This window comes from Nonomuraea sp. NPDC049624, assembly GCF_040675255.1.
In the GTDB taxonomy this organism is placed as follows: domain Bacteria; phylum Actinomycetota; class Actinomycetes; order Streptosporangiales; family Streptosporangiaceae; genus Nonomuraea.
This window is the reverse complement of the sequence record NZ_JBFAOR010000004.1, coordinates 919,170-943,307: the sequence shown is the minus strand read 5'-3', so window position 1 is coordinate 943,307 and position 24,138 is coordinate 919,170. Positions and strand designations below refer to the sequence as shown.

Sequence of the window (24,138 nt, the reverse complement as noted above, 5' to 3'; positions counted from 1 at the left end):
TTTATGGTGGGCCCCGGGGGCTCGCCCGCGCAGAACAACCAGATCTTCTTCATGCCGGTCCGCTTGTGTTTGCTCGGTTACCCGCAGGGCGGGCGCCCCCCTTCGAAGGGGGGCGCCCGCCGTCGTCGTGTCAGGACTCGGACTTGGGCTGGGCGTCGACGCCCGCCTCCTTGCGCTGGTCGGCCGTGATCGGCGTCGGCGCGCCGGTCAGCGGGTCGAAGCCGGAGGCGGTCTTCGGGAACGCGATCACGTCGCGGATCGAGTCGCCGCCGGACAGCAGCATGCAGATCCGGTCCCAGCCGTAGGCGATGCCGCCGTGCGGGGGCGGGCCGTACTTGAACGCCTCCAGCAGGAAGCCGAACTTGCTCTCGGCCTCCTCCTTGGAGATGCCGAGCACGTCGAAGACCCGCTGCTGCATCTCGGCCCGGTGGATACGGATCGAGCCGCCGCCGATCTCCATGCCGTTGCAGACCATGTCGTAGGCGTAGGCCAGGGCCTCGCCCGGGTGGTCCTGGAAGTTGTCGGCCCACTCCGGCTTGGGGCCGGTGAACGGGTGGTGCACGGCCGTCCAGCCGCCCTCGCCGTCCTCCTCGAACATGGGGGCGTCGACCACCCACAGGAACGACCACTGCGACTCGTCGATCAGGCCGCAGCGACGGCCGATCTCCAGGCGGGCCGCGCCCAGCAGGTCGCGGGAGGCCGAGCGGGCGCCGGCGGCGAAGAAGATCGCGTCACCGGGGGCGGCGCCGACCTTGGCGGCCAGGCCGGACAGCTCCTGCTCCGACAGGTTCTTGGCGACCGGGCCGCCGAGCGTGCCGTCCTCCTGGACCAGCACGTAGGCCAGGCCCTTGGCGCCGCGGCTGCGCGCCCACTCCTGCCAGCCGTCGAGCTCCTTGCGGGTCTGCGAGGCGCCGCCCGGCATGACCACCGCGCCGACGTAGTCGGCCTGGAAGACGCGGAAGGAGGTGGCCGAGAAGTAGTCGGTCATCTCCACGAGCTCCTGGCCGAAGCGCAGGTCGGGCTTGTCGGAGCCGTAGCGGGCCATGGCGTCGGCGTAGGTCATGCGCGGCAGCGGCATGGGGATCTCGTAGCCGAGGATCTCCCGCCACAGGCGGCCGACCAGCTTCTCGCCGACCTCGATGACGTCCTCCTGGTCGACGAAGGACATCTCGACGTCGATCTGGGTGAACTCGGGCTGGCGGTCGGCCCGCAGGTCTTCGTCGCGGTAGCACTTGGCGAGCTGGTAGTAGCGCTCCAGGCCGGCGACCTGCAGCAGCTGCTTGAACAGCTGGGGCGACTGCGGCAGGGCGTACCAGTTGCCGGGCTGCAGGCGGACCGGCACCAGGAAGTCGCGCGCGCCCTCGGGGGTCGAGCGGGTCAGCGTCGGGGTCTCGACGTAGACGAAGCCGAGCTCGTGCATCACCTCGTTGGCCAGGTAGGTGGCCTTGGAGCGGGTGCGCATGGCGGCGGCGACCTGCTGGCGGCGGATGTCGAGGTAGCGGTACTTGAGCCGGGCCTCCTCCGACACGCCGACGTTGCCCTCGATGGGGAACGGCAGCGGCGCGGACTCGCTCAGCACCTCGACCCGCTCGGCCACGACCTCGATCGCGCCGGTGGGCAGCTCGGGGTTCTCGTTGCCCTCCGGGCGCACCCTGACCTGGCCGACCACCTGCACGCAGTACTCGGCGCGCAGGTCGTGGGCGTGGTCCTCCTCGCGGAAGACCACCTGCGCCGAGCCGGAGGCGTCGCGCAGGTCGATGAAGACCACGCCGCCGTGGTCACGGCGGCGGGCCACCCATCCTGCGAGCGTCACCTGCTGCCCGGCGTGCTCCTTCCGGAGCGACCCGGCCGTATGCGTGCGGATCACTGCACTTTCCCTTTCAAAACGTCGGCGACCTGGGCCAGCGGCACCTGGGTCTGTTCAGCGGTGGTCAGGTCCTTCAGTTGCACGGCCTCGGCCGCGAGGTCTCGCTCGCCCAGGATCAGCGCGAAGCGGGCGCCGGATCTGTCGGCGCCCTTCATCGCTCCCTTGAGCCCCTTGCCGCCGAAGGCCATGTCGGCGCTGACGCCCGCCTCGCGCAGCTCGGAGACGAGCAGGAACATGCGGCGGCGCGCGTCGTCGCCCAGCGGGACACCGTACACCTGGACGCGGCCCGGCGCGGCCTCGCCGAGCAGACCCTCGGACTCCATGGCCAGGTAGGTGCGGTCGGCGCCGAGCGCCCAGCCGACACTGGGCAACGGCGGGCCGCCCAGCATCTCGCTGAGCCCGTCGTAGCGGCCGCCGCCGCCGACGGCCGACTGGGAGCCGAGCCCGCCGTGCACGAACTCGAACGTGGTGCGCGTGTAGTAGTCGAGCCCGCGCACCAGGCGCGGGTCGTCCTCGAAGGCCACGCCCGAGGCGGTCAGCAGCGAGCGGACCTCCTCGTGGTAGGCCTTGCAGGCGGCGCACAGGTGGTCGACGACCAGCGGCGCGCCGGTGAGCTGGGCCTGCACCTCGGGCCGCTTGTCGTCGAGCACCCGCAGCGGGTTGATGTCGATGCGGGCCCTGGTCTCCTCGTCGAGGTCGAGCCCGCGCAGGAAGTCCTGGAGCGCGGCCCGGTAGGCGGGCCGGCAGTTCTTGTCGCCCAGCGAGTTGACCAGCAGCTTGACCTGCCGGAGCCCGAGCGAGGCGAAGCCGCGCGCGCCGAGCAGGATCAGCTCGGCGTCGAGCGCCGGGTCCTCGGAGCCCAGGGCCTCGGCCCCGACCTGCCAGAAGTGGCGGTAGCGGCCCTTCTGGGCACGCTCGTAGCGGAACTGGCTGCCGGAGTACCACAGCTTGACCGGGAGCTGCCCGTTGTGCAGGTTGTGCTGGAGCACGGCGCGCACGACCGACGCGGTGCCCTCGGGACGCAGCGTCAGCGACCTGCCCGCCTTGTCGGGAAAGGTGTACATCTCCTTCGACACCACGTCGGTGGACTCGCCCACGCCCCGCTTGAACAGCTCGGTGTCCTCGAAGACGGGGGTCTCGACGTAGCCGTAGCCCGCCTGCCTCAGCGGCGCGGCCAGCGCCTCGCGCACGGCCAGGATGGCCTCGGAGCTGGGCGGCAGCCAGTCGAAGGTGCCTTTGGGTGCTTGGAAGCTCATTAGATCCCTCGTGTGGGACCGGCCTGCGGCGCCGCTTCCTTCAGGTAAGGGTTGGTGGCGCGCTCGCGGCCGATCGTGGTCTGTGGTCCGTGGCCCGGCAGGACGACCGTATCGTCAGGCAGCGGCAGGCACTTGGTGGCCAGGCTGTTCAGGATGGTCGGGTAATCGCCGCCGGGAAGATCGGTGCGGCCGATGGAGCCGGCGAACAACAGGTCGCCCGAGAACATGATCTCGTCGCCGGGCAGCCGGAAGCTCACCGACCCCCTGGTATGGCCGGGGGTGTGGTCGACCACGAGATCGAGGCCCGCCAGGCTGAGCGCCGCGCCGTCGGACAGCTCGCGCACGTCGTCGGGCTCGCTCAGCCTGATGTCGCCGAACAGCGAGACGCCGCCGCCCCAGCCGGCCGAGGGGTCGCTCAGCAGGTGGCGGTCGTCGGGGTGGATCCACGCGGGGACGTCGCGCGCGCCGCAGACGGGGGCGACCGACCACACGTGGTCGAGGTGGCCGTGCGTGAGCAGCACCGCGACCGGCTTGAGCCGGTGCTCGCGCAGCAGCTCGTCGACGCCTTCGGCCGCGTCCTGGCCCGGATCGACGATCACGCACTCCTCGCCGGCCGCGGGCGCGACGACGTAACAATTGGTCTGGAGGGCCCCTGCGGGGAAGCCTGCGATGAGCATCTGCCTCAGGTGATCTCGTCGAAAAGCCAATGGGAATGTAACCGAAGGGTACCGGTGCGGGTCGCCGGGCTGCGAATCATTACCCATTGGCCGATACGATTCGCCCACCTCAGTTGATTGACTATGGGAGGCAAAGCGGTGGCCACGGGCAAGGACCGGCAGAAGCAGCTGGCACGTGAGCACTACGAGCGGCAGATGCAGCGCCGCATCGAGCGCGAGCAGAAGGCCAAGCGCACCGCGATCATCGGCTCCACGGTCGGCGTGGTGGTCGTGGTGGGCGGCATCGTGGCCGCGGTCGCGCTGCTCGGCGGCGGCGGCTCGACGACCGAGGCGTCCGCCTCGCCCTCGGCCTCGGCCCCGCAGGACACCGCGTCGGCCGCGGCCAGCACGGGGCCCAAGCCGTACAACGCGGCGACCGGCACCTGCGACTACGTCAAGGAGGCCGCCGGCGGCCAGGTCAAGGACGTCGGCATGCCGCCGGCCAAGGTCAAGACCGAGCCGGCCAAGAAGACGATGACGCTCGACACCAACCTGGGCGACATCGTGATCGAGCTCGACAACGCCAAGGCGCCGTGCACGACCAACTCGCTGGCCTTCCTGGCGAGCAAGAAGTTCTACGACGGCAGCAAGTGCCACCGGCTCGGCAGCGACAAGTTCCCCATGCTGCAGTGCGGCGACCCGACGGCCAAGGCCGACGGCAAGAGCCAGGACGGCGCGGGCGGCCCCGGCTACGTGATGGCCGAGGAGAACCTCCAGGGGGCCACGTACAAGCGCGGCACGGTGGCGATGGCGAAGACCTCGGCGCCGGGCAGCACGGGAAGCCAGTTCTTCCTCGTTTACGGCGATCTCGGACTCACCCCGGATTACACGCCGGTGGGTACGATCACCAAGGGGCTCGACATCCTGGACAAGGTGAACAAAGCGGGCGTCATCGCTGACATGGGAGATGGGACCGGAGCACCGAAGCAAACCCTCGAAATCAAAGACGTGACAATCGCCGGCAAGAGCTGACGTAATACAAACTAGGGACGAAGTAGTCCCGAAGGGTCTGATGGATAGTGCGGGAGGACACGGTGAGCACCGACCCGTGGGGCCGGGTAGACGACGACGGCACCGTCTACGTGCGTACGGCTGAGGGAGAGCGGGCCGTCGGCTCCTGGCAGGCCGGTGAACCCGAAGAGGCACTGGCCTACTTCCATCGCAAGTACGACGAGCTGTCCGGCCAGGTACAGCTCCTCGAACAGCGGGTCAAGGGCACCGACCTGGCGCCCGCGCAGGCCGAGGCGAGCATCGCCAAGCTGCGCGAGGCCGTCGCCGACGCCCACGCCGTGGGCGACCTGGCCGCGCTGACGGCCCGCCTCGACGGCCTGACCGAGCTGGTCGGGCATCGCCGCGAGGAGGTCAAGGCCGCCCGCGACCAGGCGCGCGCCGAGGCCAGGGTGGTCAAGGAGCGCATCGTCGACGAGGCCGAGCGCATCGCCGACGAGACCACCCACTGGAAGACAGGCGGCGAACGGCTGCGCCAGCTCGTCGAGGAGTGGAAGGCCGCCGACCGGATCGACCGGGTCACCGAGGCCGCGCTGTGGAAGCGCCTGTCGGCGGCCCGTACGGCCTTCGCCAAGCGCCGCAAGCAGTACTTCGCGGGCCTGGACGAGCAGCGCGAGGGCGTGCGCGCGGCCAAGGAGCGCATCGTCGCCGAGGCCGAGGCCCTGGCCGGCTCCACCGACTGGGGCACGACCGCGGCGATCTACCGCGAGCTGATGCAGCAGTGGAAGACCGCCGGGCGCGCCTCGCGCGAGGCCGAGGACGAGCTGTGGGGCCGCTTCAAGGCCGCCCAGGACCAGTTCTTCCAGGCCCGTTCGGCGGTCTTCGCCGAGCGCGACGCCTCGCTGGCGGCCAACGCCGAGGTCAAGGAGGAGCTGCTGGCCGAGGCCGAGAAGATCCTCCCCGTCACCGACGCGCGCACGGCCAGGGCCGCGCTGCGGCACGTCCTGGAGCGCTGGGAGGCCGCCGGACCGGTGCCGCGCGAGCAGCGCGACCGGCTCGAAGGCGGGCTTCGCAAGATCGACGAGGCCGTGCGCAAGGCCGAGGACGCCGAGTGGAAGCGGTCCAACCCCGAGGCGAGGGCCCGCGCCCAGAGCACGGTCGACCAGCTGCGCGCCTCCATCGAGCAGCTGGAGAAGCGGCTGGCCAAGGCGCAGGCCGCCGGCCGGGCCAAGGACGTCAAGGAGGCCGAGGAGGCGCTGGTCGCCCGCCGTTCGTGGCTGGAGGAGGCCGAGCGCACGCTGACCGAGTTCAGCTGAACCGATCTTCGGAAGGCGGCCGGGGTCCTACGCTGACGGCATGGACCCCGTCAGCGTCGCGCGCGCCCTCGTCGACGAGCTGTTCCCCGGCGCCCTGTACGCCTTCGTCGGCGGCAGCGTGCTCACCGAGCGCCGCACCAGCACCTCCGACCTCGACGTCGTGGTGGTGCTCGACGGGCTGGCCGTGCCCTACCGCGAGTCCCTGCGCTGGCACGGCTGGCCCGTCGAGCTGTACGTCCACAGCGAGACCAGCCTCGACGCCTACGTCGACCGCGACCTGGCCGAGCGCAAGCCGGGCGTGGCCCGCATGTGCGCCGACGGCGCGGTGCTGGTCGACCGCACCGGCGGCCGGGCCAGCGACCTTCAGGCGGCGCTCGGCGACCGGCTGGCCGCCGGTCCCGGCGGCCTGGCCGCCGCCCGCGCCGACCAGGCCCGGTACGCCCTGTCCGACCTGCTCGACGACCTGGCCGGCGCGACCGACCCCGGCGAGCAGCTGTTCATCCGCTGGCAGGTGGTCCAGGAGACCGCCAGGCTGGCCCTCGACGTGGGCGGCCGGTGGCGCGGCAACGGCAAGTGGCTGCTGCGCGAGCTGCGCGGGCACGACCCGGCGCTGGCCGACGAGCTGCTGGCGGCCCATTCCGACCCGGCACTGCTGACCTCGGTGGCCTCAGGCGTCCTGGAACGGGCCGGAGGGCGTCTGTGGGAGGGCTACCGGGCCGAAGGCGACCCGTTCCACCTTCCGCTGCGTCACATCGCCTCAGACGCGCTGTCGGGCGACACGGCCCAGAGCGCGGGGATGCGCAGGCTGGCCGCCGTCAGCGGGGCCACGGCCGGTTCCTCGGCCCTGTGGATGGGCCAGACGCACGTCGCGCCCGCCACCCGCTCCTCCGACCACCATCACGGCGCCTCCGAGACCGCCATCTACGTCGTCAGCGGCACGCCGCGCTTCGTCTTCCTCCAGGACGGCCGCGAGCGGCGCATCGAGGCGGCCCCCGGCGACTACGTCTACGTGCCGCCCTACACCCCGCACCGCGAGGAGAACCCCGACCCCGAACGGGAGGCCGTCGTGGTGATCGCGCGCAGCACGCAGGAGGCGATCGTGGTCAACCTGCCGGACCTGAAGGGCTGAACCGCCACCGGCCGGCCGCTCAGCTGCCGGCGCCGCTCACCCGGTAGACGTCGAAGACGCCCTGGATGCTGCGCACCGCCTTGAGCACGTGGCCCAGGTGTTTCGGGTCGCCCATCTCGAAGGTGAACTTGCTGATCGCCACCCGGTCGCGCGAGGTCGTCACGGACGCGCTGAGGATGTTGACGTGCTGGTCGGACAGGGTGCGCGTGACGTCGGACAGCAGGCGCGGCCGGTCGAGGGCCTCGACCTGGATGGCCACCAGGAACACGCTGTCGTCGCCGGGCGACCAGCTCACCTCGACCAGCCGGTCGGGCTGCTCCCTGAGCTGCTGGACGTTGGTGCAGTCGGCGCGGTGCACGGACACGCCGTGGCCGCGGGTGACGAAGCCGACGATCTCGTCGCCGGGCACCGGCGTGCAGCACTTGGACAGGCGCACCCACACGTCGGCGTCGCCCGCCACGACCACACCCGCGCCGCCGCCGCGCGGACGGCCGCGCAGCCGGGTCGGCAGGGACGTCTCGGCGATGTCCTCCTCGGCGCTCTCCACGCCGCCGATCGAGGCCACGAGCTTCTGCACGACCGCCTGCGCGGCGATGTGCCCCTCCCCCACGGCCGCATACAGCGCCGAGACGTCGGGATAGCGCAGGTCGCGGGCGAGCGCCAGCAGCGCCTCGCCGGACATCAGGCGCTGCAGCGGCAGGCCCTGCTTGCGCATGGCGCGGCCGATGGCCTCCTTGCCCGCCTCGATCGCGGTCTCGCGGCGCTCCTTGGAGAACCACTGCCGGATCTTGTTGCGGGCCCGGCCGGACTTGACGAACTTCAGCCAGTCGCGCGACGGCCCGGCGTCGGGCGACTTGGAGGTGAAGATCTCGACCGTGTCGCCGTTGCCGAGCCGCGACTCCAGCGGCACCAGCCGCCCGTTGACGCGCGCGCCGATGCAGCGATGGCCGACCTCGGTGTGGACGGCGTAGGCGAAGTCGACCGGCGTGCCGCCCTCGGGCAGGGCGATGACCTGGCCCTTCGGGGTGAACACGTAGACCTCGGAGACCGACAGGTCGAAGCGCAGCGACTCCAGGAACTCGCCCGGGTCGGAGGTCTCCTTCTGCCAGTCGAGGAGCTGGCGCAGCCAGGCCATGTCGCTGCCCGGCTTGACCTTGCCGGTGGGCCCCGGCGCGCCGACCTCCTCCTTGTACTTCCAGTGGGCGGCCACGCCGTACTCGGCCCTGTGGTGCATCGCGTGGGTGCGGATCTGCAGCTCGACCGGCTTGCCCTCGGGGCCGATCACCGTGGTGTGCAGCGACTGGTACATGTTGAACTTGGGCATCGCGATGTAGTCCTTGAACCGGCCGGGGACCGGGTTCCAGCGCGCGTGGATCGTGCCCAGCGCCGCGTAGCAGTCGCGCACGCTGTCGACCAGGACCCGGATGCCCACCAGGTCGTAGATGTCGTCGAAGGCGACGTCGCGGGCGATCATCTTCTGGTAGACGGAGTAGTAGTGCTTGGGCCGGCCCTTGACCACCGCGCGGATCTTGGCCTCGCGCAGGTCGCCGGAGACCTTCTCGATGACCTCCTGCAGGAACAGGTCGCGCCGCGGCGCGCGCTCGGAGACCATGCGCGCGATCTCGTCGTAGCGCTTGGGGTAGAGCATGGCGAACGCGAGGTCCTCCAGCTCCCACTTGATCGTGTTCATGCCGAGCCGGTGGGCCAGCGGCGCGAAGATCTCCAGCGTCTCGCGGGACTTCTGGTGGCGCTTGTGCTCGGGCAGGTAGCGCATGGTGCGCATGTTGTGGAGCCGGTCGGCGAGCTTGATGATCAGCACGCGGATGTCGCGCGACATCGCCACGACCATCTTGCGCACCGTCTCGGCCTGCGCCGCGTCGCCGAACTTGACCTTGTCGAGCTTGGTGACGCCGTCGACCAGCGAGCCGATCGTGTCGCCGAAGTCGGCGCGCAGTTCGTCGAGGCTGTAGGCGGTGTCCTCGACGGTGTCGTGCAGCAGCGCGGCGCACAACGTCTCGTCGTCGGTGCCCAGCTCGGCCAGGATCGTCGCCACGGCGAGCGGGTGGGTGATGTACGGGTCGCCCGACTTCCGCTTCTGGTCGCGGTGGTGGTAGGCGGCCATGTCGTAGGCGCGTTCGATCAGGCGCAGATCGGCCTTGGGATGGGTGGCCCGGACCGTGCGGAACAGCGGCTCCAGCACCGGATTCATGGCCCCACCCCCAAACCGCCGTCGACGCACCGCAGGAACGCCGGGCGCGTCGGCATTACCAGCGTCGGTTACGTCGGGCGCGACCACATCACGGGGCACTCAGACTCCTCACGTTCGAGTCCAGATCCCCCCAGTGTATCCAGGCTGTGAACCCGGACTCGCTCGGGCCGTCTCAGACGATCACCAGGGAGTGCAGGTCGACGGCCGGCAGACGCTCGCGTCCCTTGAGAAAAGCCAGCTCCATCAGCACCGCGAGGCCGACGACGTGCGCGCCCGCCCGCTCGACGAGCTCGATGGTCGCCCTGGCCGTGCCGCCGGTCGCCAGCACGTCGTCGACGATGAGCACCCGGTCGCCGGGCGCGAAGGCGTCGCGGTGCACCTCGATGGTGGCCGAGCCGTACTCCAGGTCGTAGGACTCCTCCAGCGTCGCGGCCGGCAGCTTGCCCTTCTTGCGCACCGGGACGAACCCGGCTGCCGCCCGGTAGGCCACCGGCGCCGCCAGGATGAATCCCCTGGCCTCGATGCCGACGATCTTGTCCACCTGGGTGAGGCCGGCCAGCTCGTCCACCACGGCCGCCATCGCGACGGGGTCGCCGAGCAGCGGGGTGATGTCCTTGAACAGCACGCCGGGCTGGGGATAGTCGGGGACGTCCCTGATCCGGTCCAGGATCAACTGGCTGAGCTCGCTCATCGTGCTTCCATCGCCTTCCTCGTGGGTGCCGCGCTCCATGATGGCCTACTCCGGGCCCTCCTCGGACCGCCGTACGTCCCGGACGGCCTCTGAGCGGCCTCACACGCCGGCCGGTGACAGGTCCTGCCCCGAGTGCCTCTCAGCCCCCTCCGGCGCCGTACGGCCCCCCTGAACGCGGCGGCGCCCCCGCCCTGACGGACGGGGGCGCCGGGACGAGCCACGGACGGGGCTCAGCCCTTCGCTACGGCTGCGCTTTTGGAACCCTTCGCCCCCTTGCCGGAGGTGGAGGCGAGCCGGCGCGCGATGGCCTGGTACTTCGGCTCCCGCTCCTTGAGCGTCACCAGCATCGGCGTGGCCACGCACAGGGACGAGTAGGTGCCGACGATCATGCCGACGAACAGGGCCAGCGACAGGTCCTTCAGCGTGCCCGCGCCGAGCAGCGTGGTGCCGATGAACAGGATGGCCGCCACCGGCAGGATCGCGACCAGCGAGGTGTTCAGCGATCGGATCAGCGTGTGGTTGAGCGCGTTGTTGGCCGCCATCGAGTACGTCATCTTGGAGGTCGTGCCCAGCTTGGCCGTGACCTCCTTGATCATGTCGAACACCACGACCGCGTCGTAGAGCGAGTAACCCAGGATGGTCAGGAAGCCCAGCAGCGTCGCCGGCGTGACCTCGAAGCCCGACCAGGCGTAGACGCCGGCGGTGATGACGAGGTCGTGGATGAGCGCGACGATCGCCGACAACGCCATCTTCGGCTCGAACGCCATCGACAGGTACAGGATGATCGCGAGCATGAAGACGCCCAGGCCGATCCAGGCCTTCTGGGAGACCTCACCGCCCCAGGAGGCGCCGATCGACTGGACGCTGACGTCCTTGACCGGGACCTTGTACTCCTTGGCGATCGTCGTCTGCATCTGGTTGAGCGTCGACTCCGTCAGGGTCTCGGTGGTGACCCGCCAGTTGTCGCGGGCCCGCTGCACGATCACCTGGTGGGCGCCCTGGGTGCGGAAGTCCTCGCGGACCTCCTCGACGGTGCCGCTGGTGGCCGGGAACGTGAAGACCGTTCCGCCCTTGAACTCGACGCCCAGGTTGAGCCCGTTGAACAGGATGCCGGCCAGGGAGACCGCCAGCAGCAGGCCGGACAGGCTGTACCAGAGCCTCCACTTGCCGACGAAGTCGACATCGATCTCGCCGCGGTAGAGGCGACGCCCCAGTCCCATCTCAGGCCTCCTGCGGAGTGGTCGTGGCGGCCGGCTCGGTGCTCATGCGCTCTGCGTCGAGGCCGGACAGCGGGTGCCCCTTGGCGAAGAACTTCAGCCTCGCCAGCAGGGCGATGAACGGCTTGGTGAACAGGAACACCACCACGATGTCGATCAGCGTGGTCAGGCCCATCGCGAAGGCGAACCCGGCCACACCGCCCACCGCCAGGAAGTACAGCACGATGGCGGCGATGAACATGACGGCGTCGGCGATCAGGATCGTGCGCCGGGCACGGACCCAGGCCACCTCGACGGCCGCGCGAAGCGTCCGCCGACCTTCCTTCATCTCATCACGTATGCGTTCGAAATACACGATGAAGGAGTCGGCGGTGATGCCGATGGAGACCACCAGGCCGATGATGTGCGGCAGCGAGAGCCGGAAGCCGGCGTTGTGGCCGAGCACAACCACCGCCGTGTACGTCAGGATCGAGGCCACGACGAGGCTCAGCACCGCGACGATGCCGAGGCCGCGGTAGTACAGCAGCGAGTAGACGACCACCAGGCCGAGGCCGATGATGCCCGCGATCAGGCCGCCTTCGAGCTGGTCGGCGCCGAGCGTCGAGGACACGGTGTCGATCGAGCTGCGCTGGAACTTCAGCGGGAGGGCGCCGTACTTGAGCTGGTCGGCCAGGTTGGTGGCGCTGACCTGGTCGAAGCCGCCGGTGATCTCGGCGCGGCCGCCGGGGATCGGGCTGATGATGTTCGGGGCCGTGATGACCACGCCGTCGAGGACGACCGCCACCTTGTTGCGCGGCTCCTGGGCGTTGTAGGCGGTGGTGGTGAGCTTGCTCCACTCGCCCGCGCCCTTGCTCTTGAAGTCGAGCTGGACGATCCACTCCACGGTGCCCTGGCGCACGCCGGCCGAGGCGGTGTCGATGTCGGTGCCGACGACCTTGGCGACGTCGAGGACGTACTTGTAGCTGCCGTCGGTCTCGCAGGCCGCGTACTGCTTGTTCGGGTCGTCCTGGACGCCCTGGCCGCGGTTCTTGGGGTCGGTGCAGTCGAGCTTGTGGAACTGCTGCAGCACCGCGGGGTCGATGCCCTGCGTGTTGATGCCGGCGTTGGGGTCCTGGCTCGGCTGCGTGGGCGGCGTGCTCGGCGACGGCGTCGGCGTGGCGTTCCTGCCCTTGGTGTTCTGCTTCTGGCCGTTCTGGGCCGTCTGGTCGCGGCCGCTCTGCGTGGCCTCGGGCGTGGCGCCCGGCGTCGGCGCGGTCAGCGCGGACGACAGCGCCTTGCCCGTCGGGGACGCGCTCGGCGTGGTCGCCGACTGCGTGCCGGACGGCTTGCCCGACGGCCTGGCGGTCGAGGACGGCTTGGCGGACGGCGAGGCGCCCGGCGTGGGCGCCTCGGTGGTCAGGTTCTGCGGGACCTGCGTGGCCTCCATGGCGAGCACCTGGCGGAAACGCAGCTCCGCCGTGGTGGCGACCAGCTTGATGGCCTCGCTCTGTCCGACGCCCGGGATGGAGATGATGATGTTGTCGCCGGACTTGGCGACCTCCGCGTCGGAGATGCCGGTGCCGTTGACCCGGTCGCGGATGATGTTGACCGCGCGGTCGAGGATCTCTTCAGGCGGAGACTGACCGGACTGGGTCACGGGTGACAACGTCACCGTCGTTCCGCCGGCGAGGTCGAGTCCCAGCTTGGGCGTGAACGCCTTCTGCAGGAACATCGTCCCGCCCAGGGCGAGGATGAGCGCCAGCAGCACCAAGAGCGTGCGCCCTGGTCGGCTGTGGCGGCTGGTCGGTCGGGCCACTGGTCGTCGATTCTCTCAGATAGGGGTTTGTCGCAGAGCTTAGTCAGGACTGCTTGCTGCTGGAGCCCTGATCGCCGTTGGGCTCGACGGTCGCGTCGGAGTCCTTGGCGTCACCGTCGGCGAGGTCGGTCGCGACCGGCTCGTCGGCCACCACCGGAGTGTCACCGGGCTGGACCACACGGCCGATGGCCGCCTTGACCCAGCGCGTCTCGATGCCGGGCGCGACCTCCAGCACGACGTCCTCGTTGTCCACCGCGACGACCGTGGCGAACAGGCCGGTCGTGGTCATGACGCGGGCGCCCGGGGTCAAGGAGTTCTGCATCTGCTGCGCTTCCTGCTGGCGCTTGCGCTGCGGACGGATCAGCAGGAAGTAGAACACCACCACCAGAAGGATCAGCGGCAGGATGCTTCCGAGTTGTCCCATGTCCATAGGGGCGACCTTCCATAGTCGTTCAAGAATTTGACACCGGCCTCGCGCCGGAAATTCCGTTGCGTAGCTCTCGGGCCGCGCCGCTCAGCCCGTCAGCCTACACAGCCAGCCAAGGCACGGAGTGTAGGCGGTTGTTATGAAACGCGGCAACGAGGCAGCGATTCGGCGCGCGGGGAAGTTCCCGATTTGAAATGGTTGCAACCGTTTCGTGATCACGGTGCAACGGCGGCCCCGAACGCGTCCGGCGGCGGTGTCATACCCAGGTGTGTCCAGGCGGAAGCGGTCGCGACCCGGCCGCGCGGGGTCCTGGCCAGCAGCCCCTGCCGGACCAGGAACGGCTCGGCCACCACCTCGACGGTCTCGGGCTCCTCCCCCACGGCCACGGCGAGCGTGGAGAGACCGACGGGGCCGCCGCCGAACTTGCGCAGCAGCACCCCGAGCACCGCCCGGTCGAGCCGGTCGAGCCCTTCGGCGTCGACTTCGTAAAGATTGAGCGCAGCCGAGGCAATGTCCCGGTCGATCACGCCGTCGGCGCGCACGTCGGCGAAGTCGCGGACGCGGCGCAGCAGCCGGTTGGCGATGCGGGGCGTGCCGCGCGACCGCCGGGCGATCTCGTGGGCGCCCTCCTCGGGCAGGACGACGCCGAGCAGCCGCGCCGACCGGTGGAGCACCTGCTCCAGCTCGCCGACCTCGTAGAAGTCCATGTGGGCGGTGAACCCGAACCGGTCGCGCAACGGCGCCGGCAGCAGCCCGGCCCGCGTGGTGGCGCCGACCAGCGTGAACGGCGCGATGTCGAGCGGGATCGCGGTCGCGCCCGGCCCCTTGCCCACGACGATGTCGACCCGGAAGTCCTCCATCGCCAGGTAGAGCATCTCCTCGGCGGGCCTGGCCATGCGGTGGATCTCGTCGATGAACAGCACCTCGCCCTCCGTCAGCGTGGACAGGATGGCGGCGAGGTCGCCGGCCCGCTCCAGGGCGGGGCCCGAGGTGATGCGGAGCGGCATGTTGAGCTCGGCCGCGATGATCATGGCCAGGGTGGTCTTGCCCAGGCCCGGCGACCCGCTCATCAGCACGTGGTCGGGCGGACGCTGCCGGCGCATGGCGCTCTCCAGCACCAGGGAGAGCTGCTCGCGCACCCGGCCCTGGCCGATGAACTCGGCCAGCCGCTTGGGCCGCAGCGCCGCCTCGATCTGCAGCTCGTCGCCGCCGGCGTCGGCGGAGACCAGCTCGCGCTCATAGTCCATGGCCACCGCTCCTTCCCGCGCGCCGGGGCGTCGTCTCGGACTTCATGATCATCGTACGCTGAGGGACCGGAGCGCGGCCTTCAGCAGCGCGGCCACCTGCGGCTGACGTCCGGCGGCGAGGTCGGCCTCGGCCTCGGGCGCGACCCCGGCCACGGCCTCGTCGGCGTCTTTGCTCGAATAGCCCAGGCCCACCAGGCCGGAATGCACCTGCTCGCGCCACAGGGCGGCGCGCCGCTCCCCGCCGATCGCCGCGTTGACGGCCTCCTCGGGGGTGCCGAGCCGGTCCTTCAGCTCCAGCACGATGCGCTGGGCGCCCTTCTGCCCGATGCCCGGCACCCGCGTGAGCGCCTTGAGGTCGGCGGCGGCCACGGCCACCCGCAGCGCGTTGGGCGTGTGGACGGCGAGCATCGCCAGCGCCAGCTTGGGGCCGACGCCGCTGGCTGTCTGGAGCATCTCGAAGACGGCCCGCTCGTCGTCGCCGGCGAAGCCGTAGAGGGTCAGCGACTCCTCGCGCACCACCAGCGAGGTGGCCAGCCTGGCCTGCTCGCCCACGCGCAGCGTGGCCAGCGTGCCTGGGGTGCAGTGGGCGAGGATCCCGACGCCCCCGACCTCGATCACGGCTCCGTCGGGCGCGATCGACGCCACCCTGCCCGCCACCGACGCGATCACGACTCGATCTCCTTCTCCACGAACCCCACGAACTCCATGAACTTCACGAAACGGTCAGGCCGCGCTCTTCGCACGGGTCAGCGCCCCTTGCCGGCGCGGGCCAGGGCCTCGGCCAGCCGGTGCTGGGCGCCGCCGCGCCAGATGTGGCAGATGGCCAGGGCCAGCGCGTCGGCGGCGTCGGCCGGCTTGGGCATCTCGGCCAGCCGCAGCAGTCGGGTGATCATCGTGCCGACCTGCTTCTTGTCGGCCGTGCCGCTGCCGGTGACGGCGGCCTTGACCTCCGAGGGCGTGTGCAGCGCGACGGGCAGCCCGCGCCGCGCCGCGCACAGCACGGCGATCCCGGCCGCCTGCGCGGTGCCCATGACCGTGCGGACGTTGTGCTGGGCGAAGACGCGCTCCACGGCCACGGCGTCGGGACGGACCTCGTCGAGCCACCGCTCGATGCCGGCCTCGATGCCGACCAGCCGGGTGCCGAGCTCCTCGCCGGCGCCCGTGCGCACCACCCCGACGGCCACCAGCGACAGCGGCGCGCCCGGCCGGCCCTCGACCGCGCCCAGGCCGCACCGGGTCAGCCCCGGATCGACGCCCATCACCCGCACCGGTTCGCCTCCCGCGCCGCCGAACATCTGTTCGGCACGAGACTCTACCCCGGCTGAGCTGGCCGCGCACCGTGAATCGCCCGCCGCGAACGGCGGGCGGGCCGGTCAGAAGTAGTCGAGCATGTACGGCTTGGCGGCGAAGGCCGTGTCGAGCAGCTCGTCGTGACGGTCGTCGCCGGACATCAGGCCGGTCCTGCGCAGCGTCGCGGTGGGCACGCCCGCGTACAGGGCGGAGAAGCCGCCCACGCTCAGCGCCGCGGCCCCGCCGTCGGCCGGGGCGGCCGGGACGGCCGTGCCTGAGCCGCCGGAGAACTCCAGCCGGAAGCAGCCGCCGCCGCGCAGCGGGTCGTCCACGGAGACCACGGCACCGCCCGTGACGGCGGCTGGGAAGCCCCTGCGCTCCACGGCCGCGGCCACGTCGAGCACCCGGAACATCCAGCGCACCTGCGTGACGTGGTCGGTGGAGCGCTCGCCGAGCAGCCACAGCACCGGGTCGTCGGGGGCGACCGGCGCGGTGACCTTCCTGGCGATGGACGACGAGCTGCCCACCATCGACCACAACGCCCTGGACGTCTCCCCCGAACCGGCGACCAGGTTCTCGACGTGCATGTCGTCGCCGTTCCAGCGGTAGACGAGGTAGCCGTCGGGGGCCAGGTAGAGGAAGTCGTCCTCGTTGGACAGCCAGACGCGCCAGGCGTTCTCGTCCCAGGCGACGGGGCCGCTGGAGCGGGCCGCCTCGTGCGCGCGGTGGAGCAGGGAGACGACCTCGGCGGCGTCGCCGGGGCCCATCCTGCGCAGCTTGACCTCGCCGGACGGCCTGATGCGGCGCAGCGACTCGGCGGGCAGCGTGATCATGTGCCGGGCTCCGGCGTGCTCGTAGCCGAGCGAGCGGTACAGGGGCGTGGTGGCCGGGTAGAGCGCCGAGACGGCGTCGCCGTGGGCGGCGGCGCGGTCGATGACGGCGCGCATGATGGCGGTGCCGACGCCGTGGCCGCGGTCCTCCGGGTTGACGGTGACCCCCGCGACGCCGGCCATGGCCTGCGGACGGCCGTACCACCACTGGGTGAAGCGGCGCAGCCGGGCCGAGGCGGCGAGCCTGCCGCCCTCGAACGCGCCCAGGTAGCGGCCCTCGCCGAGGGTGGGCGTCACGGTGTGGCGCCACCGCTCGGCCTCCGCGCCGGAGATCGGGCCGAAGGAGCGTTTACGCAGGTCGAGAACGTCGTCGAGGTCGTCGGGGGTGAGATCGCGAATTTCCACAACCACTCAACCTACGGGCTGGTACGGGCGGGTCGCGATCCGTTTACGCTGACGGCGAGCCGGTCGAGGTACCGCAGCTGGGCGGCCACGACGGCGGCCAGCGCGACCGCGACGACGAGCAGCGGGGTGCTCGCGCCGGCGTCGGGGACGCCGTGGAGGCCGCCGAGCCGGCCCATCTGCGCGACGGGCACGGTGAACAGCTCCGGGCTCTGGGCCACGAGCAGCGGCCAGAGCACGTCCTGGGCGTTGACCAGCGTGACGGCGCCGGCCAGCACGCCCGCCATGGGCAGGGACGGCAGCAGGACGCCGCCGAAGAAGTCCCTGTCGTTCCGCTCGGCCAGCCCCTTGCACAGCAGCGTCAGCACCAGCAGCGCCGGGACGCTGACCAGCAGCGGCGGGAACAGGGCGAAGAAGGTGTCCACGAGGCGCAGGTTGCGCATGTTCTGCCAGTCGGCCACGCCGAGGGGGCCGGTGCCGACGAACAGCCAGGGGGCGAACGGCAGCAGCAGCCACTCGCTGCGCGCGCCCAGGGGACGCAGGCCGCCGATGCCCAGGGCGGCCAGGTAGGCGACGCCGACCGACACCAGCGCGCCGGCCACGGCGGGGACCCAGGTGTTGACCTGTGCGCGCAACCCGCCGGAGGCCGCGCCGTCGCCGCCCGCGAGCACGCCGGCGATCCACGGCCAGGCGCAGACCACCCCGACGACCACCACCAACACCAGCGCCACGACACCGCCGACGACGCCGCCCCCGGCCCCCGCCCGCCCGGACGGCGAGTCGGGGAACGCTCCACCCCGAGCCCGCTTCGGGAGCACGGTGACGCGGAGGCGGGCGGCCACGGCGACGACCACGGCGACGATGCCGAGCACGCCGAGAAGTACGCCCGTCAGAGCCGCGACGGCCGCCCCAGGGCCGAACTGGGCCATCCTGAAGGCGTAGTCGTACTGAAGGCCCGCCAGGGTCTGTGTGGCGCGCTCAGGGCCGCCCCGGGTGAGCGCCATGCCGATCGTGAACGCCTGCGCCCCCACGGCGACGGTCGCCAGCGCCACCAGCGCCGCCACCACGGCGGTGGCGCGCCCGGCGGTGCCGCCGCGCAGCGCGGGCAGGAACGCCGTCAGCGCCAGCGCGCACACCACTCCAAAGGTGGCGGCCACGACGACGAGCCGCAGCGTCCCCGGGGCCGTGGCGGGGTCGCGCAGTCCCTCGGCCAGCGTGGCGATGCCCGGACCGTCGGGCGAGGTCCCCCGCAGCCAGGCCGCCGCCACGCCGATCGGCGAGAACGTGACGATCGCCAGCGACAGCACGGCCAGGCCCGCGCGCCGCAGCGGGGCGCCGCCCCGGTCGAGCGCCAGCGCGAGCAGCGGCCCGACGACCACGGCCACCAGCAGCGGCCCGACGGTCAGCGAGAGCGTGAAGCCCAGCGCCCGCCAGAACTCCTCGCCGCCCAGCACCTTGCCGTAGTTGTCCAGGCCCACGAACCTGCTCGGCTGCAGCACGCCGCCGCTGTGCAGGCTGAGCACGATCGTCTGGACCGTCGGCAGGACCAGCGTGATCAGGGTGCCGAGCAGGGCGGGCACGGCCAGCAGCCAGCCCAGCGCGCGGTAGGACGGGGCGGGCCGGGCGGCCGGGGGCGCGGGGACCGGGGTCGGTGGGATGGGGGAATTCACGTCGCCCGACCCTAGCCGCGTCCGGGCGCGATCGCACGCGTAACGGCCGGGCGGGCATTTGGTGTCGAACACTCCCGAGCCCGGCAAGTGCCAGGTCACAGGCGGAAACCGGCCCCGGGAAAGAGCAAGGGCCCGGGGGGCGCCCCCGGGCCCTCGGTGGCGCGGGATCAGTCGAGCGCGGCCAGGACGTCGTCGGAGACGTCGAAGTTGGCGTAGACGTTCTGGACGTCGTCGCTGTCCTCCAGCGCGTCGATCAGGCGGAACACCTTCTTGGCGCCCTCCTCGTCGAGCGGCACGCTCATCGTCGGCAGGAAGCTCGACTCGGCCGAGTCGTAGTCGATGCCGGCCTCCTGGAGCGCCTTGCGGACCGGCACGAGGTCGCCGGCCTCGGAGACGACCTCGAAGGAGTCGCCCATGTCGTTGACCTCTTCGGCGCCCGCGTCGAGCACGGCCATCAGGACGGTGTCCTCGTCGAGGCCGTTCTTGGGCACGATCACGACGCCCTTGCGGTTGAACATGTACGACACCGAGCCCGGGTCGGCCAGCGAGCCGCCGTTGCGGGTCAGCGCGACGCGGACCTCGGAGGCGGCGCGGTTGCGGTTGTCGGTGAGGCACTCGATGAGCACCGCGACGCCGCCGGGCGCGTAGCCCTCGTACATGATGGTCTGCCAGTCGGCGCCGCCGGCCTCCAGGCCGCCGCCGCGCTTGCGCGCCCGCTCGATGTTGTCGTTGGGCACGGAGTTCTTCTTGGCCTTGAAGATGGCGTCGAAGAGCGTGGGGTTGGCGTCCGGGTCAGGGCCACCGGTCCGTGCCGCCACCTCGATGTTCTTGATGAGCTTCGCGAACAGCTTGCCGCGCTTGGCGTCGAGCGCGGCCTTCTTGTGCTTCGTCGTCGCCCATTTGGAGTGGCCGGACATTACCTAGAGCTCCCTCACCATGTCTACGAAGTAACGGTGCACGCGAGTGTCCCCGGTCAGCTCGGGGTGGAACGAGGTCGCGAGCAACGGCCCTTGACGGACCGCGACGATCCTATCCCCAGGCTCGGCCGTGCCCAGCACCTGAACGTCAGCGCCGACCGATTCCACCCACGGAGCACGGATGAACACAGCGTGTACGCGTTCGCCCGCGAAGTCCAGGTCCGACTCGAACGAGTCCACCTGACGGCCGAAGGCGTTGCGCCTGACCACCATGTCGATGCCGCCGATGGTCTGCTGGCCCTCGATGCCGTCCTCGATGCGGTCGGCCAGCATGATCATGCCGGCGCACGAGCCGTAGGCGGGCAGGCCCTCCTTGATCCGCATCCGCAGCGGGTCCAGCATGTCGAAGGTGTCGGCGAGCTTCCACATGGTGGTCGACTCGCCGCCGGGGATCACCAGGCCGTCGACCGCGTCGAGCTCGGCCGGGCGGCGCACGGCGACGGCCGAGGCGCCGGCCTCCTGGAGCATGCGCGCATGCTCGCGCACGTCTCCCTGGAGAGCGAGTACACCGATCGTGGGCACAGCGATCCTTCCGTTAAGGTCCGGTTTCCGACAATTCAACACCATGATGGCCCGGCATCTTCCTACCAGAGCACTCTGGCGTAAAAGCAGGGTCAGGCGGCGGCCTGGACGGCGTCCACGCGGGCCAGGGCGCTCAGGTGGTGGCGGCGGGCGTACAGGAAGGCCATGCCGATCGCGCAGCAGACGGCGCCGACGACGTAGGGGACGGCGATGCCGATCTCCTCGCCGAGCTTGGTCGCGACGAACGGCGCCAGCGCGCCGCCCATCCAGCGCACGAAGTTGTACCCGGCCGAGGCGACGGGCCTCGGGGCGTCGGAGACCTCCATGGCCGACTCGGTGAAGACGGTGTTGTTCAGCCCGATCGGGATGCCGGACAGGACGGTGAACACGATGATCCCGGCGTGCGCCCCGGCCGTCCCTGACACGGCGATGCCGACCTGGAAGAGCGCGAGCAGGCCCAGGGCCAGGTGCAGCACGTTCACCGAGCCGATCCTGCGCTGCAGCGGCGGCGCGCCGAACACCGAGGCCAGCGCCACGCAGACGCCCCAGCCGAAGAACACCGCGCCGATGCCGTACGGCGACATGTGCAGGATGAACGGGGTGAAGGCGAGGATCGTGAAGAACGCGAAGTTGTAGAACAGGGCGGTGAAGGCGGTCGTGGACAGCCCGCCGTGGGCCAGGGCCCGGATGGGGGCGCTGAGCCTGGTCCTGACCGCGGGCTTCGGCCCCGTCCTGAGCAGGGTGGCGATCAGCACGAAACCGGCGGCCATCAGCGTGGCGGTGCCGAAGAACGGCGCCCGCCAGTTCCAGTCGCCGAGCAGCGCGCCGACCAGGGGGCCGGCCGAGATGCCGAGACCGAGCGCGGCCTCGTACAGGATGATGGCCGACTCCGCGCCGCCGCTGGCCGCGCCGACGATGACGGCCAGCGCGGTGGCCACGAACAGGGCGTTGCCGAGGCCCCAGCCGGCGCGGAAGCCGACGAGCTCGGCGACGCTGCCGGAGGTGCCGGCCAGCGCGGCGAACACCACGACCAGCGCCAGCCCGGCCAGCAGCGTGCGCTTGCCGCCGATGCGGCTGGAGACCCAGCCGGTGATCAGCATGGCCACGGCGGTGACCAGGAAGTAGCTGGTGAACAGCAGGGACACCTGGCTGGGCGTGGCGTGCAGTCCTTGGGCGATGGAGGGCAGGATGGGGTCGACGAGGCCGATGCCCATGAAGGCCACGACCGCGGCGAACGCGGTGGCCCAGACGGACATCGGCTGGCGCAGGATTCCGCCGCCGGTGTGCATGGTGTCCCCTTACTGGGTGGTTCTGTCGATGCCGAGCTTGGCCAGGACGGGCAGGGCCGCCGCGAGCACGTCGCGCTCGTCGTCGGTGAGCGCGGCCAGGTCCTGGGCGAGGCGGGCGATCCTGGCCCGGCGCACGGCGTGCAGCCGGTCGCGGCCCTCGCCGGTGAGCTCGACCGTCCTGACGCGGGCGTCGGCCGGGTCGGAGCCGCGCGCCACCAGGCCCGCATACTCCAGCCGGTTGATCTGCACGGTCATGGTCGGCAGCTGGACGGCGTGCTCCTCGGCCAGCTCGGTCATCCGGCGCGGGCCGTCCTCGAGCGAGCCGAGCACGGCGTACTGCTGGGTGGTGACGGGCTGGCCGGCGCTGGAGCGCCGCAGCAGCAGGACCAGGTGGCGCAGCACCTTGGAGACCTGCTCGGCCATCCGGGTGGGATCGTCCCTCATACTTAGCCCAACTAACTTAGCCTGGCTAATATTCCGGGCGAAGAAAAGGCGGCGTCCCAGCCCCCGGGGACGCCGCCTGCCTCAGGGCTACGGGCGTTCGGTCTCCAGCCGGACGGTGTCCTCCACCGTCACCTGCTTCCTGGCGCCGATCGCCGGGTCCAGCGGCCGCAGGTACGTCTGCCGCACCCCCGGCACCCGGTCCTCCACCACGAACGTCGCCCGCGTGTACGCCTGCGCCCCAGGCTCGCGCACCTGCGGCACGACCTTGAAGTCGGCCGTGAGCAGGTCGCGCTCGATCTTCGTCAGCACGTATCCGCGCTGGTTGTTGTAGAACTTCAGATGCGGGTTGATCGTCAGGTACGGATGCGTCGCCGGGTCGGAGTCCGCGCCGTCGCCGCCCGTGGTGATGGAGGTGGCCACGAGTTCCGAGCCCACGGTGGGCCCGGTCGGGTCGTCGTAGTCGAGCTTGAGGTCGCTGGCCCAGTGGGCGTGCACGTCGCCGGTCAGCACCACCGGGTTGCGGACCCCGGCGTCCACCCAGCCCTGGGTGATGCGCCGGCGGGAGGCGACGTAGCCGTCCCAGGCGTCCATCGAGGTGATCTTGGCGGGGCCGGCGTTGTTGTCGCGCTGGGCGAAGAACACCTGCTGGCCCAGGATGTCCCACTGGGCGCGCGAGCGGTGGAAGCCCTCGATCAGCCACTGCTCCTGCTCGGCGCCGGTGATCGAGCGCGCCGGGTCCAGCGCGGCCGGGCAGTCGCGGTAGCCGTCGCCGCAGCCCTGGTCGTCGCGGTACTGGCGGGTGTCCATCATGTGGAAGGTGGCCATCCTGCCCCACCGGATCCGCCGATAGAGCTGCATGTCGATGCCGCGCGGGATCGACGTGCGGCGCAGCGGCATGTTCTCGTAGTAGGCGCGGAAGGCCGCGGCGCGGCGGGCCGGGAAGTCCGGCTGGGGCACCTCCGGCTTCTCCGGCACCTCGTCGGCCCAGTTGTTGTCCAGCTCGTGGTCGTCCCAGACGACCAGCCAGGGCGCGGCGGCGTGCGCGGCCTGCAGGTCCGGGTCGGCCTTGTACTGGGCGTGCCGCTGGCGGTAGCCGGCCAGGGTCTCGGTCTCGGGGCCCTCGTGGTCACGGACGTTGCCGCCCGGGATGGTGTAGGTGTCCTTGGTGTACTCGTACTGGTAGTCGCCCAGGTGCAGGACCAGGTCCGGGTGCTCCTCGGCCAGCCTGCGGTAGGAGGTGAACCAGCCGTGCTCGTACTGGGCGCAGGAGACGAAGGCCATCGACAGCGCGCCGCCGTAGGACAGCGGGTGCGGGGCCGTGCGCGCCCGTCCCATGGGCGAGACGTACGGGCCGACGCGGAAGCGGTACCAGTAGTCCCGGTCCGAGCTCAGCCGGTCGACCTCGACGTGCACGCTGTGCCCCCACTCCGGCACGGCGACGGCCACCCCCGACCGGACGACGCGGCGCCCGCGCTCGTCGGCGTAGACCTGCCACTGCACCGGGAACGGGCGCTGCGGCATGCCGCCGAAGCCGTCCTCGGCCAGCGGCTGCTGGGCCAGCCTGGTCCACAGCACGAACCCCTCGTGGTCGGGGTCGCCGCAGGCCACGCCGAGCGTGAACGGGTCGGTGGACAGCCCGCGCGAGGCCAGTGCCTGCACGGTCTCTGCGGCGGGGTCCGGCTCGGCGCTCGCCGCCGTGGCGGGGATCGCCGCGGCGGCGCCCGCCGCCAGGCCGGTGACCAGGAAATGCCGTCGGTTCAGCTGGGACACGGTGCGCTCCTCGGGACGATCAAGGATGAGGGACGCCCGTAGCCTGACCGAGTCTCATGACAGGCCGGTGAACCGCGGACAACACGAAAGAGGCGACATCCTTCGCGAATGCCGCCTCTTACGAAG

General features: G+C 71.3%; 21 protein-coding genes. 3 read left to right on the top strand and 18 right to left on the bottom strand.

Going from position 1 to position 24,138, the window contains the following annotated elements; all coding sequences use genetic code 11:
- Positions 1–130 precede the first annotated feature (130 nt).
- Genes aspS through AB0J76_RS20795 form a run of 3 tightly spaced genes read right to left on the bottom strand, consistent with a single transcriptional unit; the run spans position 131 to position 3,800 of the window.
- A complete protein-coding gene (aspS, locus tag AB0J76_RS20805; RefSeq protein WP_364390134.1) occupies positions 131–1,867 on the bottom strand; it encodes an aspartate--tRNA ligase in 1,737 nt (578 codons plus the stop codon).
- Entirely contained in the window at positions 1,864–3,123 is a 1,260-nt protein-coding gene (hisS, locus tag AB0J76_RS20800; RefSeq protein WP_352330195.1) for a histidine--tRNA ligase, read from the bottom strand. The genes aspS and hisS overlap by 4 nt, the downstream gene beginning before the upstream one ends.
- Positions 3,123–3,800 carry an MBL fold metallo-hydrolase gene (locus tag AB0J76_RS20795; protein ID WP_352330193.1) on the bottom strand — a complete coding sequence of 226 codons (678 nt, stop codon included), beginning with the start codon at positions 3,798–3,800 and terminating at the stop codon, positions 3,123–3,125. Before AB0J76_RS20795 ends, hisS begins: the two co-directional genes overlap by 1 nt.
- 123 nt (positions 3,801–3,923) lie before the next feature.
- Here AB0J76_RS20795 and AB0J76_RS20790 point away from each other — a divergent pair, with 123 nt between their 5' ends.
- From AB0J76_RS20790 to AB0J76_RS20780, 3 genes are all read left to right on the top strand, one after another.
- The gene (locus AB0J76_RS20790) at positions 3,924–4,811 is read left to right on the top strand and encodes a peptidylprolyl isomerase (protein ID WP_352330191.1); all 888 of its coding nucleotides are present in this window, start codon (positions 3,924–3,926) and stop codon (positions 4,809–4,811) included.
- 62 nt (positions 4,812–4,873) lie between these two features.
- Positions 4,874–6,103, top strand: a complete 1,230-nt coding sequence (locus tag AB0J76_RS20785; protein WP_352330189.1) for a DUF349 domain-containing protein — start codon at positions 4,874–4,876, stop codon at positions 6,101–6,103.
- 40 nt (positions 6,104–6,143) lie between these two features.
- Positions 6,144–7,232, top strand: coding sequence for a cupin domain-containing protein (locus tag AB0J76_RS20780; protein WP_364390131.1), 1,089 nt, complete (start codon positions 6,144–6,146; stop codon positions 7,230–7,232).
- Positions 7,233–7,251: 19 nt separating this feature from the next.
- On the opposite strand, the gene AB0J76_RS20775 is transcribed toward AB0J76_RS20780, so the two are convergent.
- From AB0J76_RS20775 to AB0J76_RS20705, 15 genes are all read right to left on the bottom strand, one after another.
- The gene (locus AB0J76_RS20775) at positions 7,252–9,441 is read right to left on the bottom strand and encodes a bifunctional (p)ppGpp synthetase/guanosine-3',5'-bis(diphosphate) 3'-pyrophosphohydrolase (protein ID WP_352330550.1); all 2,190 of its coding nucleotides are present in this window, start codon (positions 9,439–9,441) and stop codon (positions 7,252–7,254) included.
- 172 nt (positions 9,442–9,613) lie between these two features.
- A complete protein-coding gene (locus tag AB0J76_RS20770) occupies positions 9,614–10,132 on the bottom strand; it encodes an adenine phosphoribosyltransferase (protein ID WP_352330551.1) in 519 nt (172 codons plus the stop codon).
- A gap of 230 nt (positions 10,133–10,362) precedes the next feature.
- Entirely contained in the window at positions 10,363–11,352 is a 990-nt protein-coding gene (secF, locus tag AB0J76_RS20765; protein WP_364390129.1) for a protein translocase subunit SecF, read from the bottom strand.
- A gap of 1 nt (position 11,353) precedes the next feature.
- Positions 11,354–13,096 carry a protein translocase subunit SecD gene (gene secD, locus AB0J76_RS20760; RefSeq protein ID WP_352322579.1) on the bottom strand — a complete coding sequence of 581 codons (1,743 nt, stop codon included), beginning with the start codon at positions 13,094–13,096 and terminating at the stop codon, positions 11,354–11,356.
- Positions 13,097–13,187: 91 nt separating this feature from the next.
- Positions 13,188–13,568 (bottom strand): preprotein translocase subunit YajC, encoded by a 381-nt coding sequence (gene yajC, locus AB0J76_RS20755; RefSeq protein ID WP_352322544.1) that lies wholly within the window; start codon positions 13,566–13,568, stop codon positions 13,188–13,190.
- A 218-nt stretch (positions 13,569–13,786) separates the two neighbouring features.
- Positions 13,787–14,818, bottom strand: a complete 1,032-nt coding sequence (gene ruvB / locus AB0J76_RS20750) for a Holliday junction branch migration DNA helicase RuvB (protein ID WP_352322545.1) — start codon at positions 14,816–14,818, stop codon at positions 13,787–13,789.
- 48 nt (positions 14,819–14,866) lie between these two features.
- Positions 14,867–15,487: a Holliday junction branch migration protein RuvA gene (gene ruvA / locus AB0J76_RS20745; RefSeq protein ID WP_352322546.1), complete on the bottom strand. Its 621-nt coding sequence runs from the start codon at positions 15,485–15,487 to the stop codon at positions 14,867–14,869.
- Positions 15,488–15,564: 77 nt separating this feature from the next.
- On the bottom strand, positions 15,565–16,086 hold the full coding sequence (gene ruvC, locus AB0J76_RS20740; protein WP_352322547.1) for a crossover junction endodeoxyribonuclease RuvC: 522 nt from the start codon (positions 16,084–16,086) through the stop codon (positions 15,565–15,567).
- Between the two features lie 105 nt (positions 16,087–16,191).
- A complete protein-coding gene (locus AB0J76_RS20735; RefSeq protein ID WP_352322548.1) occupies positions 16,192–17,343 on the bottom strand; it encodes a GNAT family N-acetyltransferase in 1,152 nt (383 codons plus the stop codon).
- A gap of 11 nt (positions 17,344–17,354) precedes the next feature.
- A complete protein-coding gene (locus tag AB0J76_RS20730; protein WP_352322549.1) occupies positions 17,355–19,010 on the bottom strand; it encodes a sugar ABC transporter permease in 1,656 nt (551 codons plus the stop codon).
- A 167-nt stretch (positions 19,011–19,177) separates the two neighbouring features.
- Positions 19,178–19,927: a YebC/PmpR family DNA-binding transcriptional regulator gene (locus tag AB0J76_RS20725; protein ID WP_352322550.1), complete on the bottom strand. Its 750-nt coding sequence runs from the start codon at positions 19,925–19,927 to the stop codon at positions 19,178–19,180.
- A gap of 3 nt (positions 19,928–19,930) precedes the next feature.
- A complete protein-coding gene (gene pdxT, locus AB0J76_RS20720; protein ID WP_352322551.1) occupies positions 19,931–20,554 on the bottom strand; it encodes a pyridoxal 5'-phosphate synthase glutaminase subunit PdxT in 624 nt (207 codons plus the stop codon).
- Between the two features lie 47 nt (positions 20,555–20,601).
- A complete protein-coding gene (locus tag AB0J76_RS20715; protein WP_352322552.1) occupies positions 20,602–21,798 on the bottom strand; it encodes an MFS transporter in 1,197 nt (398 codons plus the stop codon).
- Positions 21,799–21,807: 9 nt separating this feature from the next.
- Positions 21,808–22,242, bottom strand: coding sequence for a MarR family transcriptional regulator (locus AB0J76_RS20710; protein ID WP_352322553.1), 435 nt, complete (start codon positions 22,240–22,242; stop codon positions 21,808–21,810).
- Between the two features lie 87 nt (positions 22,243–22,329).
- Positions 22,330–24,012, bottom strand: coding sequence for an alkaline phosphatase D family protein (locus AB0J76_RS20705; RefSeq protein ID WP_352322554.1), 1,683 nt, complete (start codon positions 24,010–24,012; stop codon positions 22,330–22,332).
- Positions 24,013–24,138: the final 126 nt, after the last annotated feature.

Excerpts from the sequence above, each read along its gene's own strand:
- hisS (WP_352330195.1), bottom strand. The coding sequence starts at position 3,123 with ATGAGCTTCCAAGCACCCAAAGGCACCTTCGACTGGCTGCCGCCCAGC.
- AB0J76_RS20795 (WP_352330193.1), bottom strand. The coding sequence starts at position 3,800 with ATGCTCATCGCAGGCTTCCCCGCAGGGGCCCTCCAGACCAATTGTTAC.
- AB0J76_RS20790 (WP_352330191.1), top strand. The coding sequence starts at position 3,924 with ATGGGAGGCAAAGCGGTGGCCACGGGCAAGGACCGGCAGAAGCAGCTG.
- AB0J76_RS20780 (WP_364390131.1), top strand. The coding sequence starts at position 6,144 with ATGGACCCCGTCAGCGTCGCGCGCGCCCTCGTCGACGAGCTGTTCCCC.
- AB0J76_RS20775 (WP_352330550.1), bottom strand. The coding sequence starts at position 9,441 with ATGAATCCGGTGCTGGAGCCGCTGTTCCGCACGGTCCGGGCCACCCAT.
- AB0J76_RS20770 (WP_352330551.1), bottom strand. The coding sequence starts at position 10,132 with ATGAGCGAGCTCAGCCAGTTGATCCTGGACCGGATCAGGGACGTCCCC.
- secF (WP_364390129.1), bottom strand. The coding sequence starts at position 11,352 with ATGGGACTGGGGCGTCGCCTCTACCGCGGCGAGATCGATGTCGACTTC.
- yajC (WP_352322544.1), bottom strand. The coding sequence starts at position 13,568 with ATGGGACAACTCGGAAGCATCCTGCCGCTGATCCTTCTGGTGGTGGTG.
- ruvB (WP_352322545.1), bottom strand. The coding sequence starts at position 14,818 with ATGGACTATGAGCGCGAGCTGGTCTCCGCCGACGCCGGCGGCGACGAG.
- AB0J76_RS20725 (WP_352322550.1), bottom strand. The coding sequence starts at position 19,927 with ATGTCCGGCCACTCCAAATGGGCGACGACGAAGCACAAGAAGGCCGCG.
- pdxT (WP_352322551.1), bottom strand. The coding sequence starts at position 20,554 with ATGGTGTTGAATTGTCGGAAACCGGACCTTAACGGAAGGATCGCTGTG.
- AB0J76_RS20715 (WP_352322552.1), bottom strand. The coding sequence starts at position 21,798 with ATGCACACCGGCGGCGGAATCCTGCGCCAGCCGATGTCCGTCTGGGCC.
- AB0J76_RS20710 (WP_352322553.1), bottom strand. The coding sequence starts at position 22,242 with ATGAGGGACGATCCCACCCGGATGGCCGAGCAGGTCTCCAAGGTGCTG.